Annotated in this window: 28 protein-coding genes and 1 tRNA gene; 11 read left to right on the top strand and 18 right to left on the bottom strand. The window is 77.2% G+C overall.

Going from position 1 to position 21,895, the window contains the following annotated elements:
• Positions 1 to 78: 78 nt before the first annotated feature.
• The 4 genes from ACI796_RS13735 to ACI796_RS13720 all read right to left on the bottom strand — a co-directional run bounded on the left by ACI796_RS13735 (position 79) and on the right by ACI796_RS13720 (position 1,470).
• Positions 79 to 249, bottom strand: a complete 171-nt coding sequence (locus tag ACI796_RS13735; protein ID WP_456941787.1) for a hypothetical protein — start codon at positions 247 to 249, stop codon at positions 79 to 81.
• A gap of 48 nt (positions 250 to 297) precedes the next feature.
• Positions 298 to 594 carry a hypothetical protein gene (locus tag ACI796_RS13730; protein ID WP_110004333.1) on the bottom strand — a complete coding sequence of 99 codons (297 nt, stop codon included), beginning with the start codon at positions 592 to 594 and terminating at the stop codon, positions 298 to 300.
• Between the two features lie 198 nt (positions 595 to 792).
• On the bottom strand, positions 793 to 1,317 hold the full coding sequence (locus ACI796_RS13725) for a hypothetical protein (protein ID WP_456941786.1): 525 nt from the start codon (positions 1,315 to 1,317) through the stop codon (positions 793 to 795).
• Positions 1,318 to 1,397: 80 nt separating this feature from the next.
• Positions 1,398 to 1,470, bottom strand: a tRNA-Arg gene (locus ACI796_RS13720).
• Positions 1,471 to 1,564: 94 nt separating this feature from the next.
• Between ACI796_RS13720 and ACI796_RS13715 the strand changes: the two genes are divergently transcribed.
• Genes ACI796_RS13715 through ACI796_RS13695 form a run of 5 tightly spaced genes read left to right on the top strand, consistent with a single transcriptional unit; the run spans position 1,565 to position 4,556 of the window.
• Positions 1,565 to 1,888 (top strand): hypothetical protein, encoded by a 324-nt coding sequence (locus tag ACI796_RS13715; RefSeq protein ID WP_456941785.1) that lies wholly within the window; start codon positions 1,565 to 1,567, stop codon positions 1,886 to 1,888.
• 44 nt (positions 1,889 to 1,932) lie between these two features.
• Positions 1,933 to 2,370: an SRPBCC family protein gene (locus ACI796_RS13710; RefSeq protein ID WP_456941784.1), complete on the top strand. Its 438-nt coding sequence runs from the start codon at positions 1,933 to 1,935 to the stop codon at positions 2,368 to 2,370.
• A gap of 41 nt (positions 2,371 to 2,411) precedes the next feature.
• Positions 2,412 to 3,266: an NAD-dependent protein deacetylase gene (locus ACI796_RS13705; RefSeq protein WP_456941783.1), complete on the top strand. Its 855-nt coding sequence runs from the start codon at positions 2,412 to 2,414 to the stop codon at positions 3,264 to 3,266.
• Positions 3,263 to 3,562 carry a biopolymer transporter Tol gene (locus ACI796_RS13700; RefSeq protein WP_456941782.1) on the top strand — a complete coding sequence of 100 codons (300 nt, stop codon included), beginning with the start codon at positions 3,263 to 3,265 and terminating at the stop codon, positions 3,560 to 3,562. The genes ACI796_RS13705 and ACI796_RS13700 overlap by 4 nt, the downstream gene beginning before the upstream one ends.
• Before the next feature lie 31 nt (positions 3,563 to 3,593).
• A complete protein-coding gene (locus ACI796_RS13695; protein WP_456941781.1) occupies positions 3,594 to 4,556 on the top strand; it encodes an MSMEG_6728 family protein in 963 nt (320 codons plus the stop codon).
• Here ACI796_RS13695 and ACI796_RS13690 read toward each other — a convergent pair.
• Genes ACI796_RS13690 through ACI796_RS13680 form a run of 3 tightly spaced genes read right to left on the bottom strand, consistent with a single transcriptional unit; the run spans position 4,553 to position 6,170 of the window.
• Positions 4,553 to 5,395, bottom strand: coding sequence for a phosphotransferase family protein (locus tag ACI796_RS13690; RefSeq protein ID WP_456941780.1), 843 nt, complete (start codon positions 5,393 to 5,395; stop codon positions 4,553 to 4,555). The two genes, ACI796_RS13695 and ACI796_RS13690, sit on opposite strands and share 4 nt — an antisense overlap.
• Entirely contained in the window at positions 5,392 to 5,811 is a 420-nt protein-coding gene (locus tag ACI796_RS13685; RefSeq protein ID WP_456941779.1) for a PaaI family thioesterase, read from the bottom strand. The genes ACI796_RS13690 and ACI796_RS13685 overlap by 4 nt, the downstream gene beginning before the upstream one ends.
• Positions 5,808 to 6,170: a VOC family protein gene (locus ACI796_RS13680; RefSeq protein ID WP_456941778.1), complete on the bottom strand. Its 363-nt coding sequence runs from the start codon at positions 6,168 to 6,170 to the stop codon at positions 5,808 to 5,810. Before ACI796_RS13680 ends, ACI796_RS13685 begins: the two co-directional genes overlap by 4 nt.
• A gap of 89 nt (positions 6,171 to 6,259) precedes the next feature.
• On the opposite strand from ACI796_RS13680, the gene ACI796_RS13675 reads away from it, so the two are divergent.
• Positions 6,260 to 6,958, top strand: coding sequence for a YbaK/EbsC family protein (locus ACI796_RS13675; protein WP_456941777.1), 699 nt, complete (start codon positions 6,260 to 6,262; stop codon positions 6,956 to 6,958).
• Here ACI796_RS13675 and mscL read toward each other — a convergent pair.
• From mscL to ACI796_RS13660, 3 genes are all read right to left on the bottom strand, one after another.
• A complete protein-coding gene (mscL, locus tag ACI796_RS13670; RefSeq protein ID WP_456941776.1) occupies positions 6,955 to 7,347 on the bottom strand; it encodes a large conductance mechanosensitive channel protein MscL in 393 nt (130 codons plus the stop codon). The genes ACI796_RS13675 and mscL overlap by 4 nt on opposite strands.
• Positions 7,348 to 7,359: 12 nt before the next feature.
• The gene (gene cpaB, locus ACI796_RS13665) at positions 7,360 to 7,977 is read right to left on the bottom strand and encodes a Flp pilus assembly protein CpaB (RefSeq protein ID WP_456941775.1); all 618 of its coding nucleotides are present in this window, start codon (positions 7,975 to 7,977) and stop codon (positions 7,360 to 7,362) included.
• Positions 7,978 to 8,062: 85 nt separating this feature from the next.
• Entirely contained in the window at positions 8,063 to 8,404 is a 342-nt protein-coding gene (locus ACI796_RS13660; RefSeq protein ID WP_456941774.1) for an FmdB family zinc ribbon protein, read from the bottom strand.
• Between the two features lie 237 nt (positions 8,405 to 8,641).
• Here ACI796_RS13660 and ACI796_RS13655 point away from each other — a divergent pair, with 237 nt between their 5' ends.
• Positions 8,642 to 9,664: a methyltransferase gene (locus tag ACI796_RS13655; RefSeq protein ID WP_456941773.1), complete on the top strand. Its 1,023-nt coding sequence runs from the start codon at positions 8,642 to 8,644 to the stop codon at positions 9,662 to 9,664.
• Positions 9,665 to 9,730: 66 nt separating this feature from the next.
• Here ACI796_RS13655 and ACI796_RS13650 read toward each other — a convergent pair whose 3' ends face one another.
• Positions 9,731 to 10,528, bottom strand: a complete 798-nt coding sequence (locus tag ACI796_RS13650; protein WP_456941772.1) for a bestrophin-like domain — start codon at positions 10,526 to 10,528, stop codon at positions 9,731 to 9,733.
• Between the two features lie 180 nt (positions 10,529 to 10,708).
• On the opposite strand from ACI796_RS13650, the gene ACI796_RS13645 reads away from it, so the two are divergent.
• Positions 10,709 to 11,161 (top strand): SRPBCC family protein, encoded by a 453-nt coding sequence (locus ACI796_RS13645; protein WP_456941771.1) that lies wholly within the window; start codon positions 10,709 to 10,711, stop codon positions 11,159 to 11,161.
• Positions 11,162 to 11,177: 16 nt separating this feature from the next.
• Here ACI796_RS13645 and ACI796_RS13640 read toward each other — a convergent pair whose 3' ends face one another.
• The 3 genes from ACI796_RS13640 to ACI796_RS13630 form a co-directional block, all read right to left on the bottom strand.
• Complete coding sequence (locus ACI796_RS13640) at positions 11,178 to 12,077, bottom strand: alpha/beta fold hydrolase (protein WP_456941770.1); 900 nt, start codon at positions 12,075 to 12,077, stop codon at positions 11,178 to 11,180.
• Positions 12,078 to 12,151: 74 nt separating this feature from the next.
• Complete coding sequence (locus ACI796_RS13635) at positions 12,152 to 12,559, bottom strand: YkvA family protein (protein ID WP_456941769.1); 408 nt, start codon at positions 12,557 to 12,559, stop codon at positions 12,152 to 12,154.
• Between the two features lie 26 nt (positions 12,560 to 12,585).
• Entirely contained in the window at positions 12,586 to 14,694 is a 2,109-nt protein-coding gene (locus tag ACI796_RS13630) for a SpoIIE family protein phosphatase (RefSeq protein ID WP_456941768.1), read from the bottom strand.
• Positions 14,695 to 14,839: 145 nt separating this feature from the next.
• Here ACI796_RS13630 and ACI796_RS13625 point away from each other — a divergent pair, with 145 nt between their 5' ends.
• Positions 14,840 to 15,337, top strand: a complete 498-nt coding sequence (locus ACI796_RS13625; protein WP_456941767.1) for an SRPBCC family protein — start codon at positions 14,840 to 14,842, stop codon at positions 15,335 to 15,337.
• Here ACI796_RS13625 and ACI796_RS13620 read toward each other — a convergent pair.
• Positions 15,304 to 16,584: an aminotransferase class I/II-fold pyridoxal phosphate-dependent enzyme gene (locus ACI796_RS13620; protein WP_456941766.1), complete on the bottom strand. Its 1,281-nt coding sequence runs from the start codon at positions 16,582 to 16,584 to the stop codon at positions 15,304 to 15,306. The two genes, ACI796_RS13625 and ACI796_RS13620, sit on opposite strands and share 34 nt — an antisense overlap.
• 228 nt (positions 16,585 to 16,812) lie before the next feature.
• Between ACI796_RS13620 and ACI796_RS13615 the strand changes: the two genes are divergently transcribed.
• Positions 16,813 to 17,307 carry a MarR family winged helix-turn-helix transcriptional regulator gene (locus tag ACI796_RS13615; protein WP_456941765.1) on the top strand — a complete coding sequence of 165 codons (495 nt, stop codon included), beginning with the start codon at positions 16,813 to 16,815 and terminating at the stop codon, positions 17,305 to 17,307.
• 71 nt (positions 17,308 to 17,378) lie between these two features.
• Positions 17,379 to 17,780, top strand: coding sequence for a VOC family protein (locus ACI796_RS13610; protein ID WP_456941764.1), 402 nt, complete (start codon positions 17,379 to 17,381; stop codon positions 17,778 to 17,780).
• 4 nt (positions 17,781 to 17,784) lie between these two features.
• Here ACI796_RS13610 and ACI796_RS13605 read toward each other — a convergent pair whose 3' ends face one another.
• Genes ACI796_RS13605 through ACI796_RS13595 form a run of 3 tightly spaced genes read right to left on the bottom strand, consistent with a single transcriptional unit; the run spans position 17,785 to position 21,892 of the window.
• Positions 17,785 to 19,305 (bottom strand): carboxyl transferase domain-containing protein, encoded by a 1,521-nt coding sequence (locus tag ACI796_RS13605; protein WP_456941763.1) that lies wholly within the window; start codon positions 19,303 to 19,305, stop codon positions 17,785 to 17,787.
• Positions 19,302 to 20,480 carry a CaiB/BaiF CoA transferase family protein gene (locus tag ACI796_RS13600; RefSeq protein WP_456941762.1) on the bottom strand — a complete coding sequence of 393 codons (1,179 nt, stop codon included), beginning with the start codon at positions 20,478 to 20,480 and terminating at the stop codon, positions 19,302 to 19,304. Before ACI796_RS13600 ends, ACI796_RS13605 begins: the two co-directional genes overlap by 4 nt.
• Positions 20,481 to 20,500: 20 nt before the next feature.
• Positions 20,501 to 21,892 (bottom strand): SLC13 family permease, encoded by a 1,392-nt coding sequence (locus ACI796_RS13595; protein ID WP_456941761.1) that lies wholly within the window; start codon positions 21,890 to 21,892, stop codon positions 20,501 to 20,503.
• Between the last annotated feature and the right edge of the window lie 3 nt (positions 21,893 to 21,895).

Here is a 21,895-nt window from a genome sequence, read left to right as displayed (position 1 = left end):
ACGACGTGCATCTGGAACGGTAACGCCTCGGAGGCCGAGAGGTTTCCTGCGCGAACGGGTGTCCGCCGGAGGAGTCGGTCAGCCGGTGCCGCCCCACAGCGCCAGGACGGCGCCCGCGACGAACGCGATGGGGGCGAGGCGGAGCACGCTCGGGCCCCACGGGTCCTCCGGCCGGGAGGCGTGCGCGGCGCCGACGGCGAGCGCACCGACGGCGACGGCCAGGACCAGTGCCACGACGAGGAAATCCACGACGGCCTCCCTGCTCGCGCCTGGTACAGGTGTACTACGAAGCGGGGGTCAGGGGCGGGGGTTCGTGCGCGTCCATCCCCGGTCGTCCCGGCGGGCGCCGAGCGCGGCGCGGCAGCGGCGGCAGACGGCCTGCACCTCCTCGGCGTGCCGGCCGGACTCCGGCTGCACGTCGGCCCAGCTCACGTGCGGGAACCGGGCCAGCCGCGAGCGGGACAGCGACAGGCCGCAGACCGTCTCGTTGCGCCCGCGCTCCCACGCGTGCACCTCGCCGCTGGGGTAGCGGATGCCGTCGTCGGGGTCGGTCCACTGCCCGGCGGCCGCGACCGCGGCGTTGCGGAGTGCCATGCGTCCCCGGTACCCGCGGTGCCCGTCGGGGCCACCCCGACGGGCAGGAGGAACGCAGGCGCGTCCAGCTCGTCGCCTCCGACGCCACCCCGCCCGAGGTCCCGGCCGTCTCGGTGCACACCGACGACGTCGACGCCGCCCACGCGGAGGCCCGCGGGCTCCGCTACGGGATCGTGCACCCGCTGACGTCGCGCCCGGTCAGCTCAGGTGGTCGAGCCGGTCCCGCAGGAACTCCAGGTGGGCCTGCGCCCGGGCCGACACGCCGTCGAAGAAGGCCACCGCGGCGAGCATCTCGCGGTGGACCGCGCCGACGTCGACGCGGTCGGAGCCGAACGCGGTCTGCAACCGGATCAGGGCGCGGGACGTCACCGCCGTGTCCTCCGCGGCGTCGGGCCACAGCCCGACCAGCACGTCCTGGACCACGCTCCAGTGCGCGAAGACGTCGTCCCCGTCGAGGGTCAGCGGCTCCCCGGTCAGCGCCGGGAGGTCCTCGACGACCCCGAGCAGGGAGAGCCGGAGGTGCTCCCGCCAGGCCTCCAGGAAGCGGTAGACCACGAACCGGCCGGCCGGGTCCCCGGCGGTCAGCCGCGCGTACAGCAGGGCCGCCTCCTGGAGGACGCCCTCCCGCTGCTCGTAGGAGCCCTGCGGCCCGTCCCAGCACAGCGGCACGAGGAGCGCCTCCGGCGGCGCTGCAGGGACCGGCGACTCCGCGTCGTCCACCATGGTCCGGAACGGTAGAGGGCGGCCGCCGCGACCGGTACGCCGGACGCGGCGGGCGGTCACGTGCCCGCTGCGGACGACGGTGCCCCCGGCAGGATTCGAACCTGCGACACACGGTTTAGGAAACCGATGCTCTATCCCCTGAGCTACGGGGGCTCGTCGGCGCTCGGCCGACCGGGGCGTGCGGACCGAGGCTACCGGCACGCACGGAGGGGGCCCGCGGAGCGTCCCGGGTGTCTACCGTCGGTGCGTGTTGCTCGCAGTGGTCGAGATCGTGCTGCTGCTGGTGCTCGTCGGCCTGTTGCTGTCCCGCCTCGGCGTCTGGACGGCGGGACGGCGGGCCGCCCTGCCGCGGGCCCGGTGGGCGCCGGCGCACGACGAGGTCGACGGGCAGACGCGGGTGCTGCTCCGCCGCTCGTACCCGGGCACCGACGGGGTGCCGGTCGTCCTCGAGGACCGCGTGTTCGCGGCCTTCCCGGCCGACGACCCCGCCTGGGAGGCCCGCTTCACCGAGGCGATGGCCGGCGCCCGGTTCCGCTGCTCGTACCTGGACGCCGAGGACTCCGCCGGCTGAGCCTCCGCGGCGCGGCGGGCGGGGACGCGGGCAGGATGGCGGCCATGGGACAGGTCGTGGCCACCGCCGAACGCGTCGTCCGTGCTCCTGCCGAGCGGGTGCGGGCGGCCCTCGCCGACTACACCGGCACCCGCCGCGAGGTGCTGCCCGAGCAGTTCAGCGACTACCGCGTCGAGGCCGGCGGCCAGGGCTCCGGCACGCGGGTGCACTGGCGGTTCGCCGCGACGTCGAAGCGGGTGCGCGAGCAGGACGTCGTAGTCACCGAGCCCGACGGCACCCTCGTCGAGCGCGACACCCGCTCCTCGATGGTCACCACCTGGACGGTCACCCCGGCCGACTCCGGCAGCAGCACCGTGCGGGTGCGCACCACCTGGGACGGCGCGGGCGGCATCGGCGGCTTCTTCGAGCGCACCTTCGCCCCCAGGGGACTGCGCCGGGTCTACGACGACCTGCTCGGCCGCCTGGAGGGCCGGCTCACCTGACGACGGCGGCGCGGCGTGCGGTCACGGAGGACGATGGGCCGGTGACCGCCGCCCTCCCCGCCGTCCAGACCGCGGACGGCCTCGACGAGCTGGCCGGCCTGGTCGCCGACGGCGACGTCCTCGTCCTCTCCGGCGCCGGCCTGTCCACCGACTCCGGCATCCCCGACTACCGCGGCGCGACCGGCTCCCTGCGCCGGCACACGCCGATGACCTGGCAGACCTTCCGCCGCGACCCGCGCGGGCGGCACCGCTACTGGGCGCGCAGCTACGTCGGCTGGCCGCAGATGGCCGCCGCCCGCCCCAACGCCGGGCACTCCGCCGTCGCCCGGCTGCAGCGGGCCGGCCTGCTCGCCGGCGTCGTCACGCAGAACGTCGACGGCCTGCACCAGGCCGCCGGCGCCCGGGACGTCGTCGAGCTGCACGGCGGGCTGGACCGGACGGTGTGCCTGGCCTGCGGCGACGTCGCCCGGCGGGACGAGCTGCACCGCCGGCTGCGGGCCGCCAACCCGGCCTTCGGCCCGCGCGCGGACGAGGTGAACCCCGACGGCGACGCCGAGCTGCCCGACGAGGTGCTCGACGGCTTCGTCATGGTCGGGTGCACCGCGTGCGGCGACGGGCCGCTCAAGCCCGACGTCGTCTTCTTCGGCGAGACCGTGCCCCGCGACCGGGTGGACGCCTGCTTCCGGCTGCTCGAGGACTCCGCCGGCCTGCTCGTCCTCGGCTCCTCGCTGACCGTCATGAGCGGCTACCGGTTCGTGCTGCGCGCCGCCGAGCTCGGCATCCCGGTGGCGGTGGTCAACCTCGGCCCCACGCGCGGCGACGCCAAGGTCGACGTGAAGGTGGACGCGCCGCTCGGCGAGGTGCTGCCCGAGCTGGCCCGCCGCTGCGGCGCGTGACCCGCCGCGAGGTCCAGCACACCGAGGACGGCCGCTGGCTCGTCGTCGACGGGCGGCGGTGGCGGAAGGCGGACCCGGCCCTCCCCGACGACGTCCGCGCCCGGCTGCTCTCCCACCTCGGCACGGCGCGCGCGGCGGTGCGGGCGGCCACCGACCCGGCCGCCGTCCGGGCCGCCCGCGACCGGGTGCAGCTGGCCAAGACCGGGCTGGGGGAGCGCGGCCCCGCCTGGTGGGAGCAGGACGACGACGCCCGCCGTGCCCGCTGGGAGGCGGCGCTGGAGGCGCTCGGCGGTTGACCGCCCACCCGACCGGGCAGGAACCGCCGCGATGCAGACCTTCCTGCCGGTGGCCGACTTCGAGGAGAGCGCGCGGCTGCTGGACTCGCCGCGCCTGGGCAAGCAGCGGGTCGAGACGCTGCAGGTGCTGCGCGCCCTGGAGCTGCCCGACTACGGCTGGTCCTCGCACCCGGTCGTGCACATGTGGCGCGGGCGGACGGCGGCGCTGGTCGTCTACGGCCTGGCGATGGTGCGGGTCTGGCGCGAGCGCGGGTTCGCCGACAGCACGCGCACGCTGATCGCCGAGTTCGCCCCCGACGTGGAGGGTGCCGGCCAGGACGAGCTCGCCCGTGCCGGGATGCTGCCCTCCTGGGTCGGCGACGAGGCGCTGCACCTGTCCCACCGGTCGAACCTGCTGGCCAAGGAGCCGGACTTCTACCGGCCGCGGTTCGCCCCGCTGTTCGGCGCCGAGCCCGACGATCTGCCCTACGTCTGGCCCGGCCCCGACGACGTCCCGCCGGCGGCCGTGCCCGAGGGCACCCGGGTGTGGGTGGTGCGGCCGCGGGCGCACAACGAGCTGGGCGCGTGCCTGGCCGCGGGCGTCGTCGGGCTCGGCACCCAGTCGGGGGTCGACGTCGACGCCACGGGCCTGTCGCCGGCCGAGCTGCGCGCGCTGGCCAAGGAGATCTCCGGGCGCCGGCCGAGCAAGGACCTGCGCCAGCTGTCGGCCTTCCTCGACGAGATCCGCCCCGGCGACCCGGTGGCCCTGCCGATCGAGCACGGCGCCGGCCTGCTGGTCGGCGAGGTGCTCGGCGACTACCGGTTCGACGGCCGCGAGCTGCTGCCGCACCGCCGCCCGGCCCGCTGGGACCGGGTGGTCCCGCGCGCGGCGGCCCGCCCGCCGGCGACGCTGCAGGACCCCCGGGCGCTGTTCTCCGTGGTGCTCGACCCCGACGTGCTGCCGCCGTCGTCGGCCGGCACCACCTACCGCGAGCCGGCGCTCCCGCTCGTCTAGTCGAGCACCCCGGCGAGTACCGCCGCGGCCTGCGCCCGCCGCTCCGGGTGGTGGGCGCCGACGACGGTCCACCAGGCCGCGGCGTGCAGCCGGCGCAGCTCCAGCCAGGGCGCCAGTTCGGCGTCGGACGGGCCGCCCATCGCGTCCAGCGCGGCCCGGCCGTCCAGCCGGGAGGTGAGCCGCAGGCAGGCGAGGTCCCACTCCGGCGGGCCGGCGCAGGTGTCCTCGAGGTCGGTCCACCGCCGGCCGTCCGGCGTGGCCAGCAGGTTGCCGGGGTGCGCGTCGCCGTGCAGCGCCTGCACCCGGCCGCCCAGCCGGGGACGGAGGACCTCCACCCGCTCCGCCATCCGCGCGCGGACGGCGGGCTCCACGCCCCACGCGCCGGCCCGCTCGGTGAAGACGGCGAGGTCGTCGAGCGGGGTGTCCAGCGCGCGCCCGGTCACGGGCAGGCCGGCGAGCACCTCGTGCAGCGCGGTGAGCGCGGCGGCCACCCCGGCCGGGGACGGTGGCCGCGGCAGCACCTCGACGTGCCGCCAGAAGGTGAGCGTCAGCCCCCCGTGCACGTGCGGTCCCGGCGGCAGCAGGTCGCTCGGCGGGACGACCGCGGCGCCGGCCGCCGCCAGCGCTGCGGCGAGGGCGACCTCGCGGCCGGCCGGGCGGGCCGGGTCGGGGCGCAGCAGCGGCGTCAGCGTCGCCACCCGCGCCACGACCGGCACGGGGACGAGGTGGACGACGACGTTGACGCCGTCGTGCAGCACCCGCGGCCCGGCCGACCGGACGCCGTGCGCGGCGGCCACCGCGGTGGCGGCGGCCGCCGCGCGCCGGGCCCGGTCGCTCACGCCCCCGGGAACGGCACGTTCTGCAGGCGCACCTGGCCGCGGGCGACGAGCTTGCCGTCCTCGGCGCGGGTGAGCTGCACCAGCCACAGCTGCAGGGTGCGGCCCTGCTGCACGGGCTCGGCGACGACGTCGAGCCGGCCGGCGGTGACCGGCCGCAGGAAGTCGGTGCTGTTGTTCACCCCGACGGCGAACTGGCCGCGGTCGGCGACGGCGGTGCTGGCACCGATCGACGCCGCCGACTCGATCACCGCGCAGTAGACGCCGCCGTGCACGACGCCCCACGGGGTGTGGTGGTCCGGCCCGAGCTCGACGGTGCCGGTGACCCGGGTGCCGCTGACCTCGGCGACGTCGAACCCGGTGGCCGCGACGAACGCGCTGGCCCTGCTCCGGTCGACGTCGGGCACGTGCGCGCTCACGCGGCGTCCCACACGAGGCAGAACGGGTGGCCCACCGGGTCGGCGTAGACGCGGAAGTCGCCCCCGCCGCCGGGCAGTCTCCGCGCGCCCAGGGCGAGCACCTCGGGCTCCGCCTCGTCGACGTCGGCCACGTACACGTCGAGGTGGAACTGCTGCGGGCGCTGCGGGTCCGGCCAGTCCGGCGGGACCAGGTCCGGCGCCTGCTGGAACGCCAACCGGTGCCCGCGGCCGCTGACCACGACCCAGTCGTCGCCCGGGCCGCCCTTGCTCACCTCCAGCCCCAGCAGCTCGGCGTAGAAGGTGGCGAGCGCGTGCGCGTCGGGTGCGTCGATCACGACGGAGTGCAACTGGCCGATCATGGGCCCCATCCTGGCCGGTCGGCACCGTCCCCACCGCCCGCGATCGGGCCGTCCGTCGCAGGGATCCGGCCAGGGGGCAGGATCGGGACGTGCCCGACCCGACCGACCGGCCCCCCGTCCTCGGCTCGCTGACCTGGGTTCCGGCCGCCTCGCGCGCCGACCTGCTGGCCGGCCCGGTCGCGGCCGCGCTGGCCGGCCTGCCCGGTCCGGCGTGGGTCGCCCCCGTCGACGACGCGCTCGCCGACACCGCCGCGTTCACCGAGGCGTACGGGGTGCCGCCGGAGGCCTCGGCGAACTGCGTCGTCGTGGCCGCGCGCCGGGCGGGGCAGACGACGCTGGTGGCCTGCGTCGTCCTGGCCACCACCCGCGCCGACGTCAACGGCCTGGTCCGGCGGCACCTGGGCGCGCGCAAGGCGTCGTTCGCGCCGCAGGACGTGGCCGTCGCCGAGAGCGGGATGGCCTACGGCGGGATCACCCCGGTCGGGCTGCCGGCGTCGTGGCCGGTGCTGGTCGACGCCGCGGTGGCCGCTGCCGGGCTCGTCGTCGTCGGCTCGGGGACCCGCGGGGCGAAGCTCGCCGTCCCGGGGGCGGTGCTGGCCGCGCTGCCGTCGGCGGAGGTCCTCGACGGGCTCGGGGTGCCGGTGGTCGAGGCGCCCCCGCCGCCACCGGCGGCCGCGGCCGAGCGGGCGCCCGACGACCGCGACGTCGGCTGGGGCGAGCGCCCCGACGACTCCGACCCGGACCGCCGCTACCTGGAGGACCGGCCGCCGCACTGGGGCTCCGACTAGGGTCGCGGATCACCCTGCCGGTCGCGCAGCAGATCGCGGATCTGGGCGAGCAGCTCCACCTCGGTCGGCGCCGCGGGCCCGGCCTCGACGCCGCGCCGGCGCCGCTCGGCGATCCGCTTCGTCGGCAGCACGACGACGAAGTAGACGACCGCCGCGGTCAGCACGAACGTGATCACCTGGCTGACGAACGCGCCGTAGGCGAACGTCTCGCCGTTGACGGTGAACTCGCCGCCGACACCGCCGCCACCGGTGACCAGCGCGATCAGCGGGGTGAGGAACGAGTCGGTGAACGCGGTGACGACCGCGGTGAACGCGGTGCCGATGACCACCGCGACGGCCAGCTCGACGACGTTGCCGCGCAGCAGGAAGTCCTTGAATCCCTTGAGCACGCGGCCATCCCCTCACGGCGACCGCGGCAGGCTCAACGTCAGCGTGGCGGTGGTGGCCGCAGCGGCGAGAGTGGCGGCCGTGGCCTCGTCGACGGCGAGCACGAGCAGCCCGCCGTCGTCCCCGCCGGACCGGGGTGCGGCGAGGACCAGCGCGCCGCGGGCCACCGCCTCGGCCCGTCCCGCGCCCGGCGCGGTGGCCAGCACGTCGACCCGGTCCCCGGCGGCGGCGAGCCCCGCGACGGCGAGGTCGGCGAGCCGGACGGGCGCGGCCACCTGGCCGGCCGGCAGCAGCGCCGTCAGGCCCGGGCCGAGCAGCCGGACGTCGGTGACCGGCTCACCGGCGCGCAGCGGCGCGGCCAGCACCCGGCCGGTCAGCTCCGCCGGGTCGGCCGCGACGCCGGCCGGGACCGCGCCGGCCGGCAGCTCCGCGGTGGCGAGCAGGTCGGGGGTCAGCACCGTCCCGGCCGGCAGGTCGCCGGCGGCGGTGACCACCGGGGTGCCGGCGGGCGGGGCCACGGCCGGGACCGGCGGCGGGCGCAGGGCGAGCAGCAGCGCGCCGACGGCGAGCGCCGCCGCCAGGCACCGGCGCAGCAGGAGGGCGGGGGAGCGGGGACGGCGGAAGCGGACCACCGGCCCAGGCTCGCCGCCCGGTCGCCCCGGCGGCGCCGGCGCGGGCGGGCTGTGGAGCGGCCGCCCGGCTGTGGACGGCCGGGGCTCAGCTCGCGGCGGCCTTGCTGCCGCCGCCCGAGGACGAGGGCGAGGACGAGGGCGAGGGCGAGGACGACGAGGTGCTGCTCGACGACGACGTCGAGGAGGACGACGAGTCCGAGGACGACGACGCGGTGCTCGTCGACGAGTCGCCGGAGGACGAGCCGGACCGGCTGTCGGTGCGGTAGAAGCCGGAGCCCTTGAAGACCACGCCGACCGAGCCGTAGACCTTGCGCACAGGGGTGTCGCAGGTCGGGCACTCGGCCACGGCCGCGTCGGTGAAGGACTGCACCACCTCGAACTGGTGCTTGCCCTCGGGGTTGGTGCAGACGTACTGGTACGTGGGCACGGCGTGGCACTCCTGGTCGAGCGGGGGTGGGGCGGGCCCGGCGCCGGCGGAGGCTGGCACTCGGGGCCCTCGACTGCCAATGATGCGCCACGCCGCGACCCGCCGTCCACGGATGTCGGCGAGTGTCACCTCTGCGGCGGGTGAGCCGGATCGCGGTGGGGGCGCGCGTCAGCCCCCGGTGCGGTCGAGGTGCGCTACCGTCGCGCTCTCCGGGCCGAGGGGGGCTCGATGGCCAGGATGCCCGACCCGAGAGCGCTGGCCGAGGTGCTGCGCAGTGGGGACCTCCGCGCGCGGCTGCGCGCCGCGCGGGAGGGTCTGACCGGGGTCCGGCTGCAGCTGGTCGCCGCCGCGCTCGACCTGGGCGTGCTCGACGCACTCGGCGAGGGCCCGGCCGGCACCGAGCAGCTGGCCGGACGCCTGGGTGTGGTCGACCGGGACCTGCTGACCGCCTACCTCCGCGTGCTCGCTGCCGCGGGGCTGGTCGCCGGGGAGGGCTCGTGGCGGCTCACCCGGTTCGGCCGCGCGGTCGTCGGCGACGACCCGGTGCGCGCGACGTACGAGGGCTTCGGCGGCTACCACACCGAGCTCTACCGGGACCTGCCGGTGCTGCTGCGCGGTGGCCCGGGGCGGCGCGACACCGCCGAGGACGGCGAGGTGATCGCCCGGCTCTCTGCCGCGATCTCCCCGCTGGTCCGCGCTCACCTGGTCCGCACGGTCACGGAGCGTCGGCCGCGCCGGGTGCTCGACGTCGGGTGCGGTGCCGGCCTGTACCTGGCGGCGGTGCTCGAGGCGGCCCCGGACGCCACCGGCGTCGGTGTGGACGTCGACCCCGACGCCGCTGCAGTGGCCCGGCGCACGCTGAGCGAGCGGGGCCTGGCCGACCGGGCCGCTGTCGAGACGGTCGACATCCGCAGGGCGCTCGCCGCCGGTCGCCCGGGCGCCCTCACCGACGGCATCGACCTGGTCCTGCTCGCCAACGTCGTCCACTGCGTGCCGGTCGACGAGCGCGTGGAGCTGCTGCGCGCGCTCGGCCGCTTGCTCGCACCCGGCGGCGCCCTCGTGGTCGTCACCACCGTGGTCGGGCCGCAGCTGTTCAGCCGGCACCTGGACCTGCTGCTGCGGGCGCAGGAGGGCCGCATGGAGCTGCCCGCCGTCGACGTGCTGCTCGGTCAGCTCCGCGAGGCGGGGCTGCAGCCGTACCCCCCGGAGCGGATCGGCCCTCCTGCGGCCGCGCTCAGCACGGTGACGGCGAGCCGCTGAGGACGTCGGCCACCCGGGGATCGCGGGCGCGCTCCGAACGCTGCCCGCAGAGCCGGCGTGGGTCGGCTAGTCGCCGTCCGCGGGGCTCCCGAAGTCGTCGAGCACGCGCTCGAAGGCCGTGGGGTGCACGGCGACGTCGCCGGCGAACGGGTAGTTGAACCCGACCGCGACGAACAGGAGCACGCCGATGAGCACCGAGAGGCTGCCCACCATGACGAGGTGCAGCGCGGTGCGTTCCAGGCCGAACAGGAGCGCGAAGCCGACGGTGACGAGGGCACCGACGACCAGCGCGACCCACAGGCTGGCGGGGATCCCGCTCTCGACGAAGTCGAGCCGCTGGCTGCGCAGGCTCACGAGCTCGTTCAGCCGGTCCACCTCCGCGCCCACGAACTCCTGCTCCCCGGGCGTGGTGACGGGCGTGCCGGCGAGCAGGTCCGCCATCTCCTGCAGGACGTCCCCCGCCTCGGGGTCCCCCGGGCGCCCGTCGGCCATGGCCGGCCACGAGTCCTCGACCACCTCGGTCGCGTACTGCAGGACCAGGTCCCGCATCTCCGCCTGCGACTCCCCGGGCAGGCCGACGCTGTCCCGGTAGAGGGTCCGCAGGGCGCTCGCCTCCTGGCCGACCACCTCCTCGGCCCTGGTGAAGCTCTCCCAGGCGACGATGACGACGAAGGCCAGCAGCACCGCGTAGATGACACCGACGACCGCGATGATGAAGCCCACCACGTCGTTGTGCTCACCCCGTGCCAGCGCCGGCCAGCGCCGCCGGATCCCCAGTTGGACGAGCAGGACCACCGCGGGGAAGACGACCACCAGCCCGATGAAGACGAGCCACCCCGGGGCGGAGAGGATGCTCCGGACCATGCTGCCCTCCCGGCGCTGCCGATCCCGCGCGCCCGGGATCGCGTCGTGGTCGAGGGCAGCGTCGCACTCCCCGCCGGGGGCAGGAACCCGATCCGGCCCCGCTGCGGGCCGATCCGTCGTCCCCCGGTGGCAGGGTGTCGGTGCCGCCGGGGCGGCGGCACGGCGAGGGAGCGAGGCGGCATGCAGGACGTGGGGGTCCGCCGGCACGTGGCGGCGCCGGTGGAGCGCGTGTGGGCGGTGGTCACCGACCTCGCGGGGTCGCCGCAGGTGGTCCGGGGCATCGACGCGGTGGAGGTCCTCACGCCGGGGGAGTTCGGCGTCGGGACGCGGTGGCGGGAGACCCGCACGATGATGGGGCGCTCGGCCACCGAGGAGATGACCGTCACCGCGGTGGAGCCGCAGCGGTCGTACACGACCGAGGCGGTGCGGCCGGGCGTCCGGTACCTGTCGACGGTCGCGGTGACCCCGGCCGGCGACGGCGGGAGCGACCTGGCGATGACGTTCGGGGCCCGGCCGACGTCCACGCTGGCGCGGGTCCTCGGGGCGGTCACCGGCCCTCTGGGCCGGCGCGCGGTGACCCGGGCGCTGGAGGCGGACCTGGCCGACATCGCCACCGCGGCGGAGCGGTCCTGACGCCTGGGGTCCCCGGTCAGCGGCCGACGAAGCGCAGGACGGCGTCGTTGACGAACGCGGGGGCGTCCTCGTGCACCAGGTGGGAGGCGCCCGGCACGACCACCTGCTCGGCGGAGGGCAGCAGGTCGGCGAGCCAGTCGCCGAGCGCCCGCGTGATCGCCGGGCTGCGCTCGCCGGTGAGGAGCAGGGCCGGGGCGCGCACGGTGCGCAGCTCCGCCTCGGTCACCGGCGGGAACCCCGCACGGAACTCGGCCTGCAGCGTGTCCGCGCTCTCGCGCACCTGCTGCCGGCGCTCGGGTGTCATGGCGGCCAGGGCCCGCCGGCCGAGCACGCCACGGGCGAAGAGCTCCAGCGCCCGCCCGGGGTCGCCGCGCCGGTAGGCCCAGGCCATGGGGGCGGAGGTGCGCAGCCCGAACCCGAGCACCGCGAGCGTCGCGCGCGGCCGGCGGCGCAGGGCGCGTGCCAGGTCGGCCGGCCGCGGGCGGGGCCCGGGGCCGAGCACCAGCGGCAGCAGCGGCGGCTCCTCGAGGACCAGGCCGCGGACGACGTCCGGGTGCTCCAGCGCGGTGAGCAGGCAGACGTACGCGCCCCACGAGTTGCCGACCAGGTGCGCCGGCGAGGCGTCCAGCGCCCGCAGCAGCGCGACCAGGTCCGCGACGTGCACCGGCATCGGGTCCGCCGCGCCGGCGGGGACCGGCGCGTTGGGGCGGGCGAAGCGGCGGCTGTAGGCGATGACCCGGCACCGCGCGCCGAGCGGCCCGAGCTGCGCGGACCACGTGCGCAGGTCGCCGAGGCCGCCGTGCACGAGGACCACCGGCTCGCCGGCACCCAGCTCCCGGTAGGCCAGCGACACCCCGCCGACCGTCACGTGGCGCAGCGCCTCGAACCCGCTGCCCTGTACCTGGGACACGGCCATGCCCGCTCCTCGGTCCGGCGGGCGTCCCAGCGTCCTCGCCCGCCGGCCCCGAGGGCAACCGGCGCGACCGCGGCTCAGCCGGGCAGGCGCGCCACCCGGCGCACCGCGGCCAGGCCGGCGTCCGTGCCCGGCCAGTGCCGGCTCAGCGCGTCGGCGCCGGCGCGGCGGACCACCGAGCGCAGCACGAGGGCCACGGCGACCGCGTCGTCGGCGTACCCGATCACCGGGATGACGTCGGGCACCAGGTCGACCGGCAGCGCGAGGTAGCCCAGCAGCAGCCACAGGCGCACCCGGACCCCGCGCGGCAGGGAGCGGTCGGCGGCCAGCCGGCGGACCAGCCGCAGCACGTCGGGCAGCAGCCGCACCAGCTCCCGCGCCCGCAGCTCGTCGGGCCGGGCCGCCCAGAGCGCCGCCACCAGCACCAGCCAGCACAGCAGCAGACCCCCGGCGATCCCGGCCAGCGTCCACGCCCACCCGGGCACCGCGTCCTCCTCGCGCCGGCGCGACGCTACGGCGCCGGCTGCGGCTGCACCACCTCGGACGGGCGGGGCGTCCTCGGCGCCACCACGGGCGCGACCGGCTGCAGCCGCAGGCAGAGCAGCACGACGTCGTCGTGCAACCGCTGGCCGCCGGTGAGCTCGGTCATCACCGTGTCGCACCAGGACCGGGGGTGGGCGCCGTCGAGCCGGGCGGCGACCGACGCCAGGCGGGCGAGGCCGGCGTCCACGTCGGCGTCGCGCCGCTCGACGAGACCGTCGGAGTACCAGAGCAGCGTCGAGCCGGGCGGGACCTCGACCTCGTCCTCCGCGCGGGGCCCGGCGGCGACCGACAGCGGCCGCGACCGCCCGCCGGTGAGGTACCGGACGTCGGAGCCGGTGACCAGCAGCGGGGGCGGGTGGCCCGCGCAGGCGTAGCGCAGCCGGCAGGTGGCCGGGTCGTACTCGCCGTAGCCGATGGTGGTCAGCGCCGCGCCCGGGACGGACGACGACGCCCGGTCCAGCGCCTCGAGCACCGCGGCGGGGCCGTCGTGCGGCGCGGCGGCCAGGACGCTCAGCGCCGAGTGCAGCCGGCCCATCGCCGCGGCGGCCCGCAGGTCGTGGCCGACGACGTCGCCGACGGCGAACCCCACCCGGCCGAGGGGCAGCGGGAAGGCGTCGTACCAGTCGCCGCCGATGTCGTGCTGCTGGTCGGCCGGGCGGTAGCAGCCGGCGAGCTCCACGCCGGGCAGCCGGTCGGGGACGGCGGGCAGGAAGGCCCGCTGGAGCTGGTGGGCGGCTTCCCGCTCCTCCTCGTACAGCCGGGCCCGGTGCAGCGCGGGACCCATGAGCTCGGCCAGCGTGCGCGCCATCGCCTCGACGTCGTCGTCGGCCTCGTCGTCGGCCTCGTCGTCGGCCGCGTCGCCGTCGGCGAAGCGGAAGCCGAGGGCCCCGAACGTCGTGCCGGCGACCCGGGCGGGCACCGCCAGCCCGGCCGGGTCCCCGGTGCGGACGGTGGCGCCGCGCCGGACCGCGGTGGCCAGCGGGGACGGGTCGCCGAGCGGCAGCGCGGTCTCCCCGTCCCCGTCCGTGGTCCACACGCGCAGCCGGCCGCCCTCCCGGTCGACCACCCCGACGGCGCCCGAGCCGGCGAGCAGGGCGATGCCGGAGCGGACCAGCACCGCGGCGATCGCGTCGGTGGTCGCCGCGGTCGCCAGCCCCGCGGTCACCTGCTGCAGCGCCTCGACCCGGCGGCGGGCGGCGGTCTCCCGGCGGGACGCCGACCGGGCCCGGTCCCGCTCGGCGATCTCCACGGCCAGCAGCCAGGCGCCCAGGACCGCCACGGCGATGAACGCCTGCAGGGCGGCGGCCTCCACCCGCGGGGTGTCGTGGAACGGGGCCCACGGCCCGCGCCCGACGACGGTCATGACGTTGGCGGTGACCGCGACCACCAGGCCGGCCTCGGTGACGACGGCGACGCCGTACCGGACGGCCAGCCAGGTGAGCCAGGGGATGGTCAGCCAGGCCACCGGGACGCCGACCGGCCAGAAGACGGCCGCCGTCACCGCGGCGGTCAGGAGCAGCACCGCCACCCGCCGGGCTGCGGCCGGCCGGCCCCGGCCCAGCCGCCAGGTCAGCACGGCCCCGCCGACGGTCAGCACGCCGAGCCCGTCGCCGGCCCAGAACGGGACGAGGCCGTCGAGCACCGCGGGCCCCTGCGACCAGTGGATGGTGACCGAGCCGAGCAGGCCGCCGACGAGCGGGCCGGCCAGCACGGCGCAGAGCAGGAACGCCGTCAGGTCGCGGCGGCGGCCCAGGTCGGGGGCGGGGGCGAACCGGCGCAGCAGGAGGGCGCCGACGAGGGGCTCGGCGGTGTTGGCCAGGGCGAAGCCCCAGGCGGCGACCGGGCCGATGCCCATGGACCGGTCGATCACCACCTCGACCAGCGCGGCCGTGGCGAGGACCCAGGGCCACCGGCGCCGGTCGCTGAGCACCAGCGCCGAGAGGGTCACCCCGGCCGGCAGGAACAGCACGGCACCGGTGCTCGACGCCTCGAACAGCAGGAACGAGGTGAGCGACCCGGCGGTGTACCCCGCGGCGACGGCGAGGACGAGCCGCCAGGGCACGGACAGGCGCGTCATCCCGGCCTCCGACCACTGGAGGGCCCCGCGCGCCTGTTCGACGGAGGCGGCCTCACCGTCGACCCTGGCAGGCGCCGGGCCGGAGCGGTAGGGGTGATCGTCCCGGCCCTGGCCCGCGGACGCCGGCGGGTGCAGCATCCCGCGGGTGAGCCTGCGCATCCCGCCGTCGGTGTCGGTCGAGGTCGGGGCACCGCCGGGGGCGGTGTGGGCGGTGCTCGCCGACCCGACCCGGGTGGGGGAGTGGAGCGGCGAGTGCGTCCGGGCGGCCTGGCTGCCCGGCTCCTCGGCGGTGGCCCCGGGTGCGCGCTTCCGCGGCTGGAACCGGTCGGGCCGGTCGCGCCGGGCGCGGGTCTGCGAGGTCACCGAGGTGGACCCGGGGCGGGTGCCGGCCTGGCGGACCGTGCCCACGGGGCCCTACCGGGACCGGACGCACTGGCGGGTCACCCTGGCACCGGCCGGCACCGGCACCCGGATCGGGCAGCGCCACGACCTCACCGGCATGCCGGCGGCGACGGAGCGGGTCGCGGCGCTGCTGCTGCCCGCGCACCGCGACCGCACCGCCGGCCTCCGGGCCGACCTCGAGCGCCTCGGCCGGGTGGCGGCCGCGGGTCAGGCGACGGCGAGCGCCCCGCCGAGCTCCTGACCCGCGGTCCCGGCGTCCCGGGTGGCCCGGACGGCGGCGGCCACCGAGCCCGCGGCGGCCTGCAGCTGCTCGGCGGTGTGCGTGGCCATCACCGACAGCCGCAGCACCCCCTTGCCGCGCGGGACGGCGGGGTGGGCGACGGCGTTGCAGTACACCCCGGCCTCGTAGGCGGCCCGCCACGCAGCGGCGGTCGCCTCCTCGCTGCCGGTCGGGACGGCGATGACGGCGCCGCTGCCGGGCAGGGGCGGGGCGCCGGCGACGGAGAGCTCGACGCGCAGCCGGGCGCCGTTCTCCTGCAGCCGGTCCCGGCGCCCGGGCTCCTCGCGCAGGATGCGCAGCGCGGCCAGCGCCGCGCCGACGCCGGCCGGCTCGTTGGCGGCGCTGAACACGTAGGGCATCGCGCTGGCCCGGATGCCGTCGGCCACCGCCTTCGACGTCAGCACCGCCCCGCCCACGCTGGCCAGCGACTTGCTGAAGGCCAGCGTCACCGCGTCGACCCGGTCCAGGACGCCGCAGTGCTCGGCCGCGCCGCGGCCGAGCTCGCCGAGGACGCCGAGGCCGTGCGCCTCGTCGACCACCAGGCGCGCGCCGTACGCGGCGCACAGCTCGGCGAGCCCGGCCAGCGGCGCGGTCTCGCCGGTCATCGAGTAGACGCCGTCGACGACGACGACCGCGCCGGCGTGCGGGTCCAGCCGGTCCAGCCGCCGGGTCAGCGACCCGAGGTCGTTGTGCCGGAACCGGATCACGGTGCCGCGGCTGGCCGCCGCCCCGGCGTGCACGCTGGCGTGCGCGTGCGCGTCGACCAGCAGGGCGTCGTCGGGGCCGCAGGCGGTGGACAGCAGCGCGACGTTGGCGTTGACCCCGGAGGAGGTCAGCACGGCCGCCTCGACGCCGTAGTGGTCGGCGAGCTCCTCCTCCAGCTGCAGGTGCAGCCGGGTGGTGCCGTTGAGGACGCGGCTGCCCGAGGTGCTCGTGCCGAACCGGCGGACCGCGGCCACGGCGGCCTCGACGACCCGCGGGTCACCGGCCAGGCCGAGGTAGTTGTTGCTGCCCAGGTTCACCCGCGGGACGCCGTCGTCGTAGACGGTGACCGGCTCGGGCGCGCCCGCCGTCGGGACGCCGTGGGTGCCCACCCCGGCGCGGTCGTGCTCGCGCAGCAGCGCGGCGAGGGGGTTGCCCAGCAGGGGGGCGAAGGCGTCGCGCCGCCCGGTCGCGGGGGTCGGTGCGGGCTGCTCGCCGTGGGGCACGGGGTCTCCGTTCGGGTGGTGCTGTTCAGGAACCGGCCGGTCCGCCGACCGCAGCAACCCTCGGTGGCCGGTGACTCTCCGTCAACGGTGCATCGGCTCACAGTCCGGGCGGGTGACACCCGTCCCCCAGGCAGGCGTCACGCGGTGGTCGACCGCTCACAGTGCGTACCACCGGATCCGGTGGTGGGCGGCTCATCCGGGTGACGACGCGCCGGTACCGTCGCCGCCGTGACCGCGCGCTGGCTCGACGACACCCAGCAGCGGGCCTGGCGCGCCTGGCTCACCCTCGCCGAGCTGCTCCCGCGCGAGCTCGACGCGCAGCTCCAGCGCGACGCCGGCCTCTCGCACGCCGCCTACGTCGTGCTCGCGATGCTGTCCGAGGCGCCCGGCCGCAGCCGGCGGATGAGCGACCTCGCCCGGCGGGCCAACCAGTCGCAGAGCCGGCTCTCGCACACCGTGGCGCGGCTGGAGGACCGCGGCTGGGTCCGCCGCGAGCGCTCGCCCGAGGACGGCCGCGGCAACGTCGCCGTGCTCACCGACGCCGGCTGGGACCTCGTCCGCAGCGTCGCGCCCGGGCACGTCGACGCCGTCCGCGGCGCGCTGTTCGACCCGCTCACCCCCGGGCAGACCGAGGTGCTGCGCGAGGTGCTCGAGACCGTCGTCGAGCACCTGGACCCCGACCGCTCCCGCCGGGTGCCGCACGGCGGGGACGCCGCCGGCTGAGGCGCGGACGCCGGGCGGTGGCCGCCGCCGGGGGCTGGTCCGGGAGGTCACCGCGGCCTAGCGTCCCCGCCATGGGAGCGCGCCTGGCCGCCTACCTCAGCTACCGCGACGCACCGGCCGCCCTGGCCTGGATGGCGGCGCTCGGCTTCACCGTCGTCCGGCGGTCCGACGCCGCCGACGGCACGGTGGCGCACGCCGAGGTCCGCTGCGACGACGTCGTCCTGATGGTCGCCAGCGACGACGCCGGCTACGTCCGCCCGCCGCTGCTCGGCCGGTCCACCGGGTCCGGGCTGTACCTGGTGCTCGACGACCCCGCCGACGTCGACGACCGCTTCACCCGCGGCGTCGCCGCCGGCGCGACGCCGGTCATCGCCCCGGAGGACACCGAGTGGGGCACCCGGCGGGCGCGGCTGGTCGACCCCGGCGGCCAGGAGTGGAGCTTCGGCACCTACGCCCCCGGCGTCGCCCGGTGAGCCGTCAGCGGCCGAGCCGCCGGTAGCGGTGCAGCCGGCTGCGGTGCCGCTCGGCGTCGTCGCGGCCGAGCAGCCCGGCCAGCTCCTCGCCGAGCACCCGGCCCAGCCGGCGGCAGAACTCGACCGGCTCGTCGGCGGCGTCGGGGCGCTCGGGCACCACCCGGTCGACGATCCCGGCCCGCCACAGGTCGGTCGCCCGCACGCCCTGTGCGGCGGCCATCTCCGGGGCCCGGTCGACGGTGCGGTGCACGATCGCCGCCGCGCCCTCCGGCGGCAGCGGACCCAGCCAGCCGTTGGCCGCAGCGAGCACCCGGTCGGCGGGCACCAGGGCCAGCGCGCCGCCGCCGGTGCCCTGGCCGAGCAGCACCGCGAGCGTCGGCGCCCGGAGCGTCACCAGGTCCTCGAGGCAGCGGGCGATCTCGGCGGCCAGCCCGCCCTCCTCGGCCTCCACCGACAGCGCCGCGCCCGGGGTGTCGATGAGCGTCACCAGCGGCAGGTGCAGCTCCGCGGCCAGCCGCATCCCGCGCCGGGCCTCGCGCAGCGCCGCCGGGCCCAGGGGCGCCGACAGCGACTGCCCGCGCCGGTCCTGCCCGAGGACGACGCACGGCGCGCCACCGAAGCGGGCCAGCGCCAGCAGCAGGCCGGGGTCCTTCTCGCCGGCGCCGGTGCCCGACAGCCCGACGACGTCGGTGGCCGCGGTCCGCAGCAGCCGCCGCACGCCCGGCCGGTCGGGGCGCCGGGACGCGGTGACGACGTCCCACGCGCTGCGGCCGTCCTCCGGGTCGTCGTCCTCGGTGCCGTCCTCGGGCACCGGGCGCTCGGCGTCGCGGACGTCGGCGTGCCAGGTGCGCCGCGCCGACAGCACCGACAGCGCCCGGTCGGCGAGGTCGGCGACGTCCTCGTGCGGCACGACGGCGTCGATGAGCCCGCGCCGGGCGAGGTGGTCGGAGGTCTGCACGCCGGGCGGGAACGGCTCGCCGTAGAGCGCCTCGTAGACCCGGGGACCGAGGAAGCCGACCGCCGCGCCGGGCTCGGCGATCGTCACGTGCCCCAGCGACCCCCACGAGGCGAGCACCCCGCCGAACGTGGGGTCGCGCAGGTAGACCAGGTAGGGCAGGCCCGCGGCCTTGTGCCGGGCGATCGCCGCGGTGATGCCGACCATCTGCAGGAACGCGACCGTGCCCTCCTGCATCCGGGTGCCGCCGGACACCGGGGCGGCCAGCAGCGGCAGGCCCTCCTCGGTGGCCCGCTCGATGCCGGCGACCAGCCGCTCGGCCGTGGCCACCCCGATGGAGCCCGCGAGGAAGCCGAACTCCCCGGCGACGACGGCCACCCGCCGGCCGCGCAGCCGGCCCTCGCCGGTGACCACGGCCTCGTCCTGGCGGCTGCGCTCGGCCGCGGCGCGCAGCTCGGCGGCGTACCGCGGGTCGACGTCGCGCGGGCCGATCGGGGCGTCCCAGCTCGTCCACGAGCCGGGGTCGAGGACCAGGTCGCGCAGGCTGCGGGCGTCGAGCCGACGGGTCACGCGGAGAGCCAGGCGCGGACCGTCTCGTCCGACCCGCCGAGCACCGGGGGCGCGGCGTGGTCACGGCGGGTGGTCTCGGTCTCGCCGTCGGGACCGGCGGCGAAGAACCGCAGCGGCGGGCCGGGCAGCGACAGCCGGCCGAGGGTGGCGTGCTCGACGTCGACCAGCAGGCCCTGCGAGAGGGTCTGCTCCCAGCCGTAGACCTCGTCGATCGTGCGCACCTTGCCCGCCGGGACGCCCGCCGCGGCCAGCCGGGCGAGCAGCGTCTCGGCGTCGATGTCGGCGAAGGTCCGCTCGAGCAGCTCGACGACCTGCTGCCGGTTGCCCACCCGCTCGCCGTTGGTGGCCAGGCCCGGCGCCTCCGGGTCCAGGCCGAACTCGGCGCACAGCCGCCGCCACAGCGACTCCGACCCGCAGGACAGCTGCACGCTGCCGCCCTTGCAGTGGAACAGGCCGTAGGGGGCGATCGAGGGGTGGTGGTTGCCCTGCGCGCGGCCGACCTGCCCGCCCACCGTCCACGCCGTCCCCTGGAAGGCGTGCACGCCGACGACGGCGGCCAGCAGCGAGGTGCGCACCACCTGGCCGCGGCCGGTCCGCTCCCGCTCGTGCAGCGCGGCGAGCACGCCGTAGGCGCCGTACATGCCGGCCAGCAGGTCGCCGATCGGGACGCCGACGCGCTGCGGGTCGTCCGGGCCCGGGCCGGTCAGCGACATCAGCCCGGCCTCGCCCTGCGCGATCTGGTCGTAGCCGGCGCGGCCGCCCTCGGGGCCGTCGTGGCCGAAGCCGGAGATCGACAGGGTGACCAGCCGCGGGTTGAGCTCGGCGAGCACGGCGGTGCCGAAGCCGAGGCGCTCGAGCGTGCCGGGGCGGAAGTTCTCCATCAGCACGTCGGCCCGGCGGACCAGCTCGCGCAGCAGCTCCTTGTCGCCCTCGTCCTTGAGGTCGAGGGTCACCGACTCCTTGTTGCGGTTGGCCGACAGGAAGTACGTCGACTCCCGGTCGCCCTGCTCGGGCTGGACGAACGGCGGCCCCCACCCGCGGGTGTCGTCCCCGCCGCCGGGGTTCTCCACCTTGATCACCCGGGCGCCGAGGTCGCCGAGCATCATCGCGGCGTGCGGCCCGGCCAGCGCGCGGGTCAGGTCGACGACGAGCACGCCGTCCAGTGGTCCGGTCACGAGCCCTCTCCCGTCGGGGTCTACAGCCAGCCGGGGACCACGAAGACCAGCCAGGCGAGGAACGGCCCGGCGGCCACGACGATCCCGGCGTAGGCCAGCATCTGCTTGTAGAAGCGGTCCCGGTCCACCCCCTGCGCGTTGGCCAGGACCAGCGCGCCGTTGGTCGAGAACGGGCTGACGTCGACGATCGTCGACGACACGGACAGCGCCACCACGACCCCGACGGCGCCGATGTCCCCCGACTGCAGGAACGGCACCGCCAGTGCGATGGCGACGCCGATGATGGCCGTCGACGACGCGAACGCCGACACCACCCCTCCGATGTAGCAGAGCAGCAGCGCGACGAGCAGCGGTGCGCCCAGGCCGATGACCGCCTCGCCGACGTAGTCGATCGTGCCCGCCTCCTGCAGCACGAAGACGTAGCTGAGCACCCCGGCGATCAGCAGCACCGTCGACCAGCTGATCTGGCTGACCGCGTTCTTGTGCCGGGCGGCGGCGAACAGCACGAGCACGGTGGCCACGGTGATCGACACGAAGCCGATGTCGAGGTCGAACACCAGCGCCAGCACCGCGACGGCGGCCAGCCCGACCAGCGTGAGCACCTGGTCGAGGGTGATCAGCTGCGGCGCGGTCGCGTCGTCGTCCGGACCGTCGCCACCGCCGGTGGTGTCGGGACCGACGGCGGGACCGGGCGGAGCGCCGTGCCCGCTGACCACCGGCTCCTCGGCGCGCTCGGCGTGCGCGGGGACCGTGGCCGCCACGCGCCGGCCGAGCAGCCGGCGCCCGCCGAGCACGAGGAACAGCACCACGCCGATGGCGAGGTTGAAGAACAGGCTGCCCAGGAAGACCGCGCCCGGGCTTCCGGGCAGCCCCTCGGCGTCGACGATCTCGTTGACGGTGACGCCGTAGACGCTGATCGGCGAGAACCCGCCGCCCTGCGCGCCGTGGACGACCATCATCCCCATGAGCAGCGGGTTGATGTCGTAGCGCGCGGCGAAGCCCAGCGCGATCGGCGCGACGATCGCCACCGCGGCGGGGGACAGCGCGCCGATCGCGGTGAGCAGCGCGGTGACCGCGAACATGATCCACGGGATCGCCGCCACGTAGCCGCCGACCAGCCGCACCGCCCCCCGCACCAGCAGGTCGACCGTGCCGTTGTTCTGCGCGATCGCGAACAGGTACGTGACGCCGATCAGCGTGACGACCAGCTCGGCCGGGAAGCCGGCGAGGATGTCGTCGGTGGTCAGGCCGACCGACAGCGTGCCCACCAGGAAGGCCGCGGTGAACGCCAGCGCCCCCATGTTGATGGGCAGGAAGGTGGCGATCGCGAAGATGGCGACCAGCGCCAGGATCGTGACGATCTCCGGGGACACGGGTGGCTCCTCGACGTCGGCGCTGACGGGTCGACCCACCGT

Source organism: Geodermatophilus sp. SYSU D00525, assembly GCF_054050475.1.
Note: the sequence above shows the minus strand (reverse complement) of the source record. Positions and strands in the feature narration are given on the sequence as shown.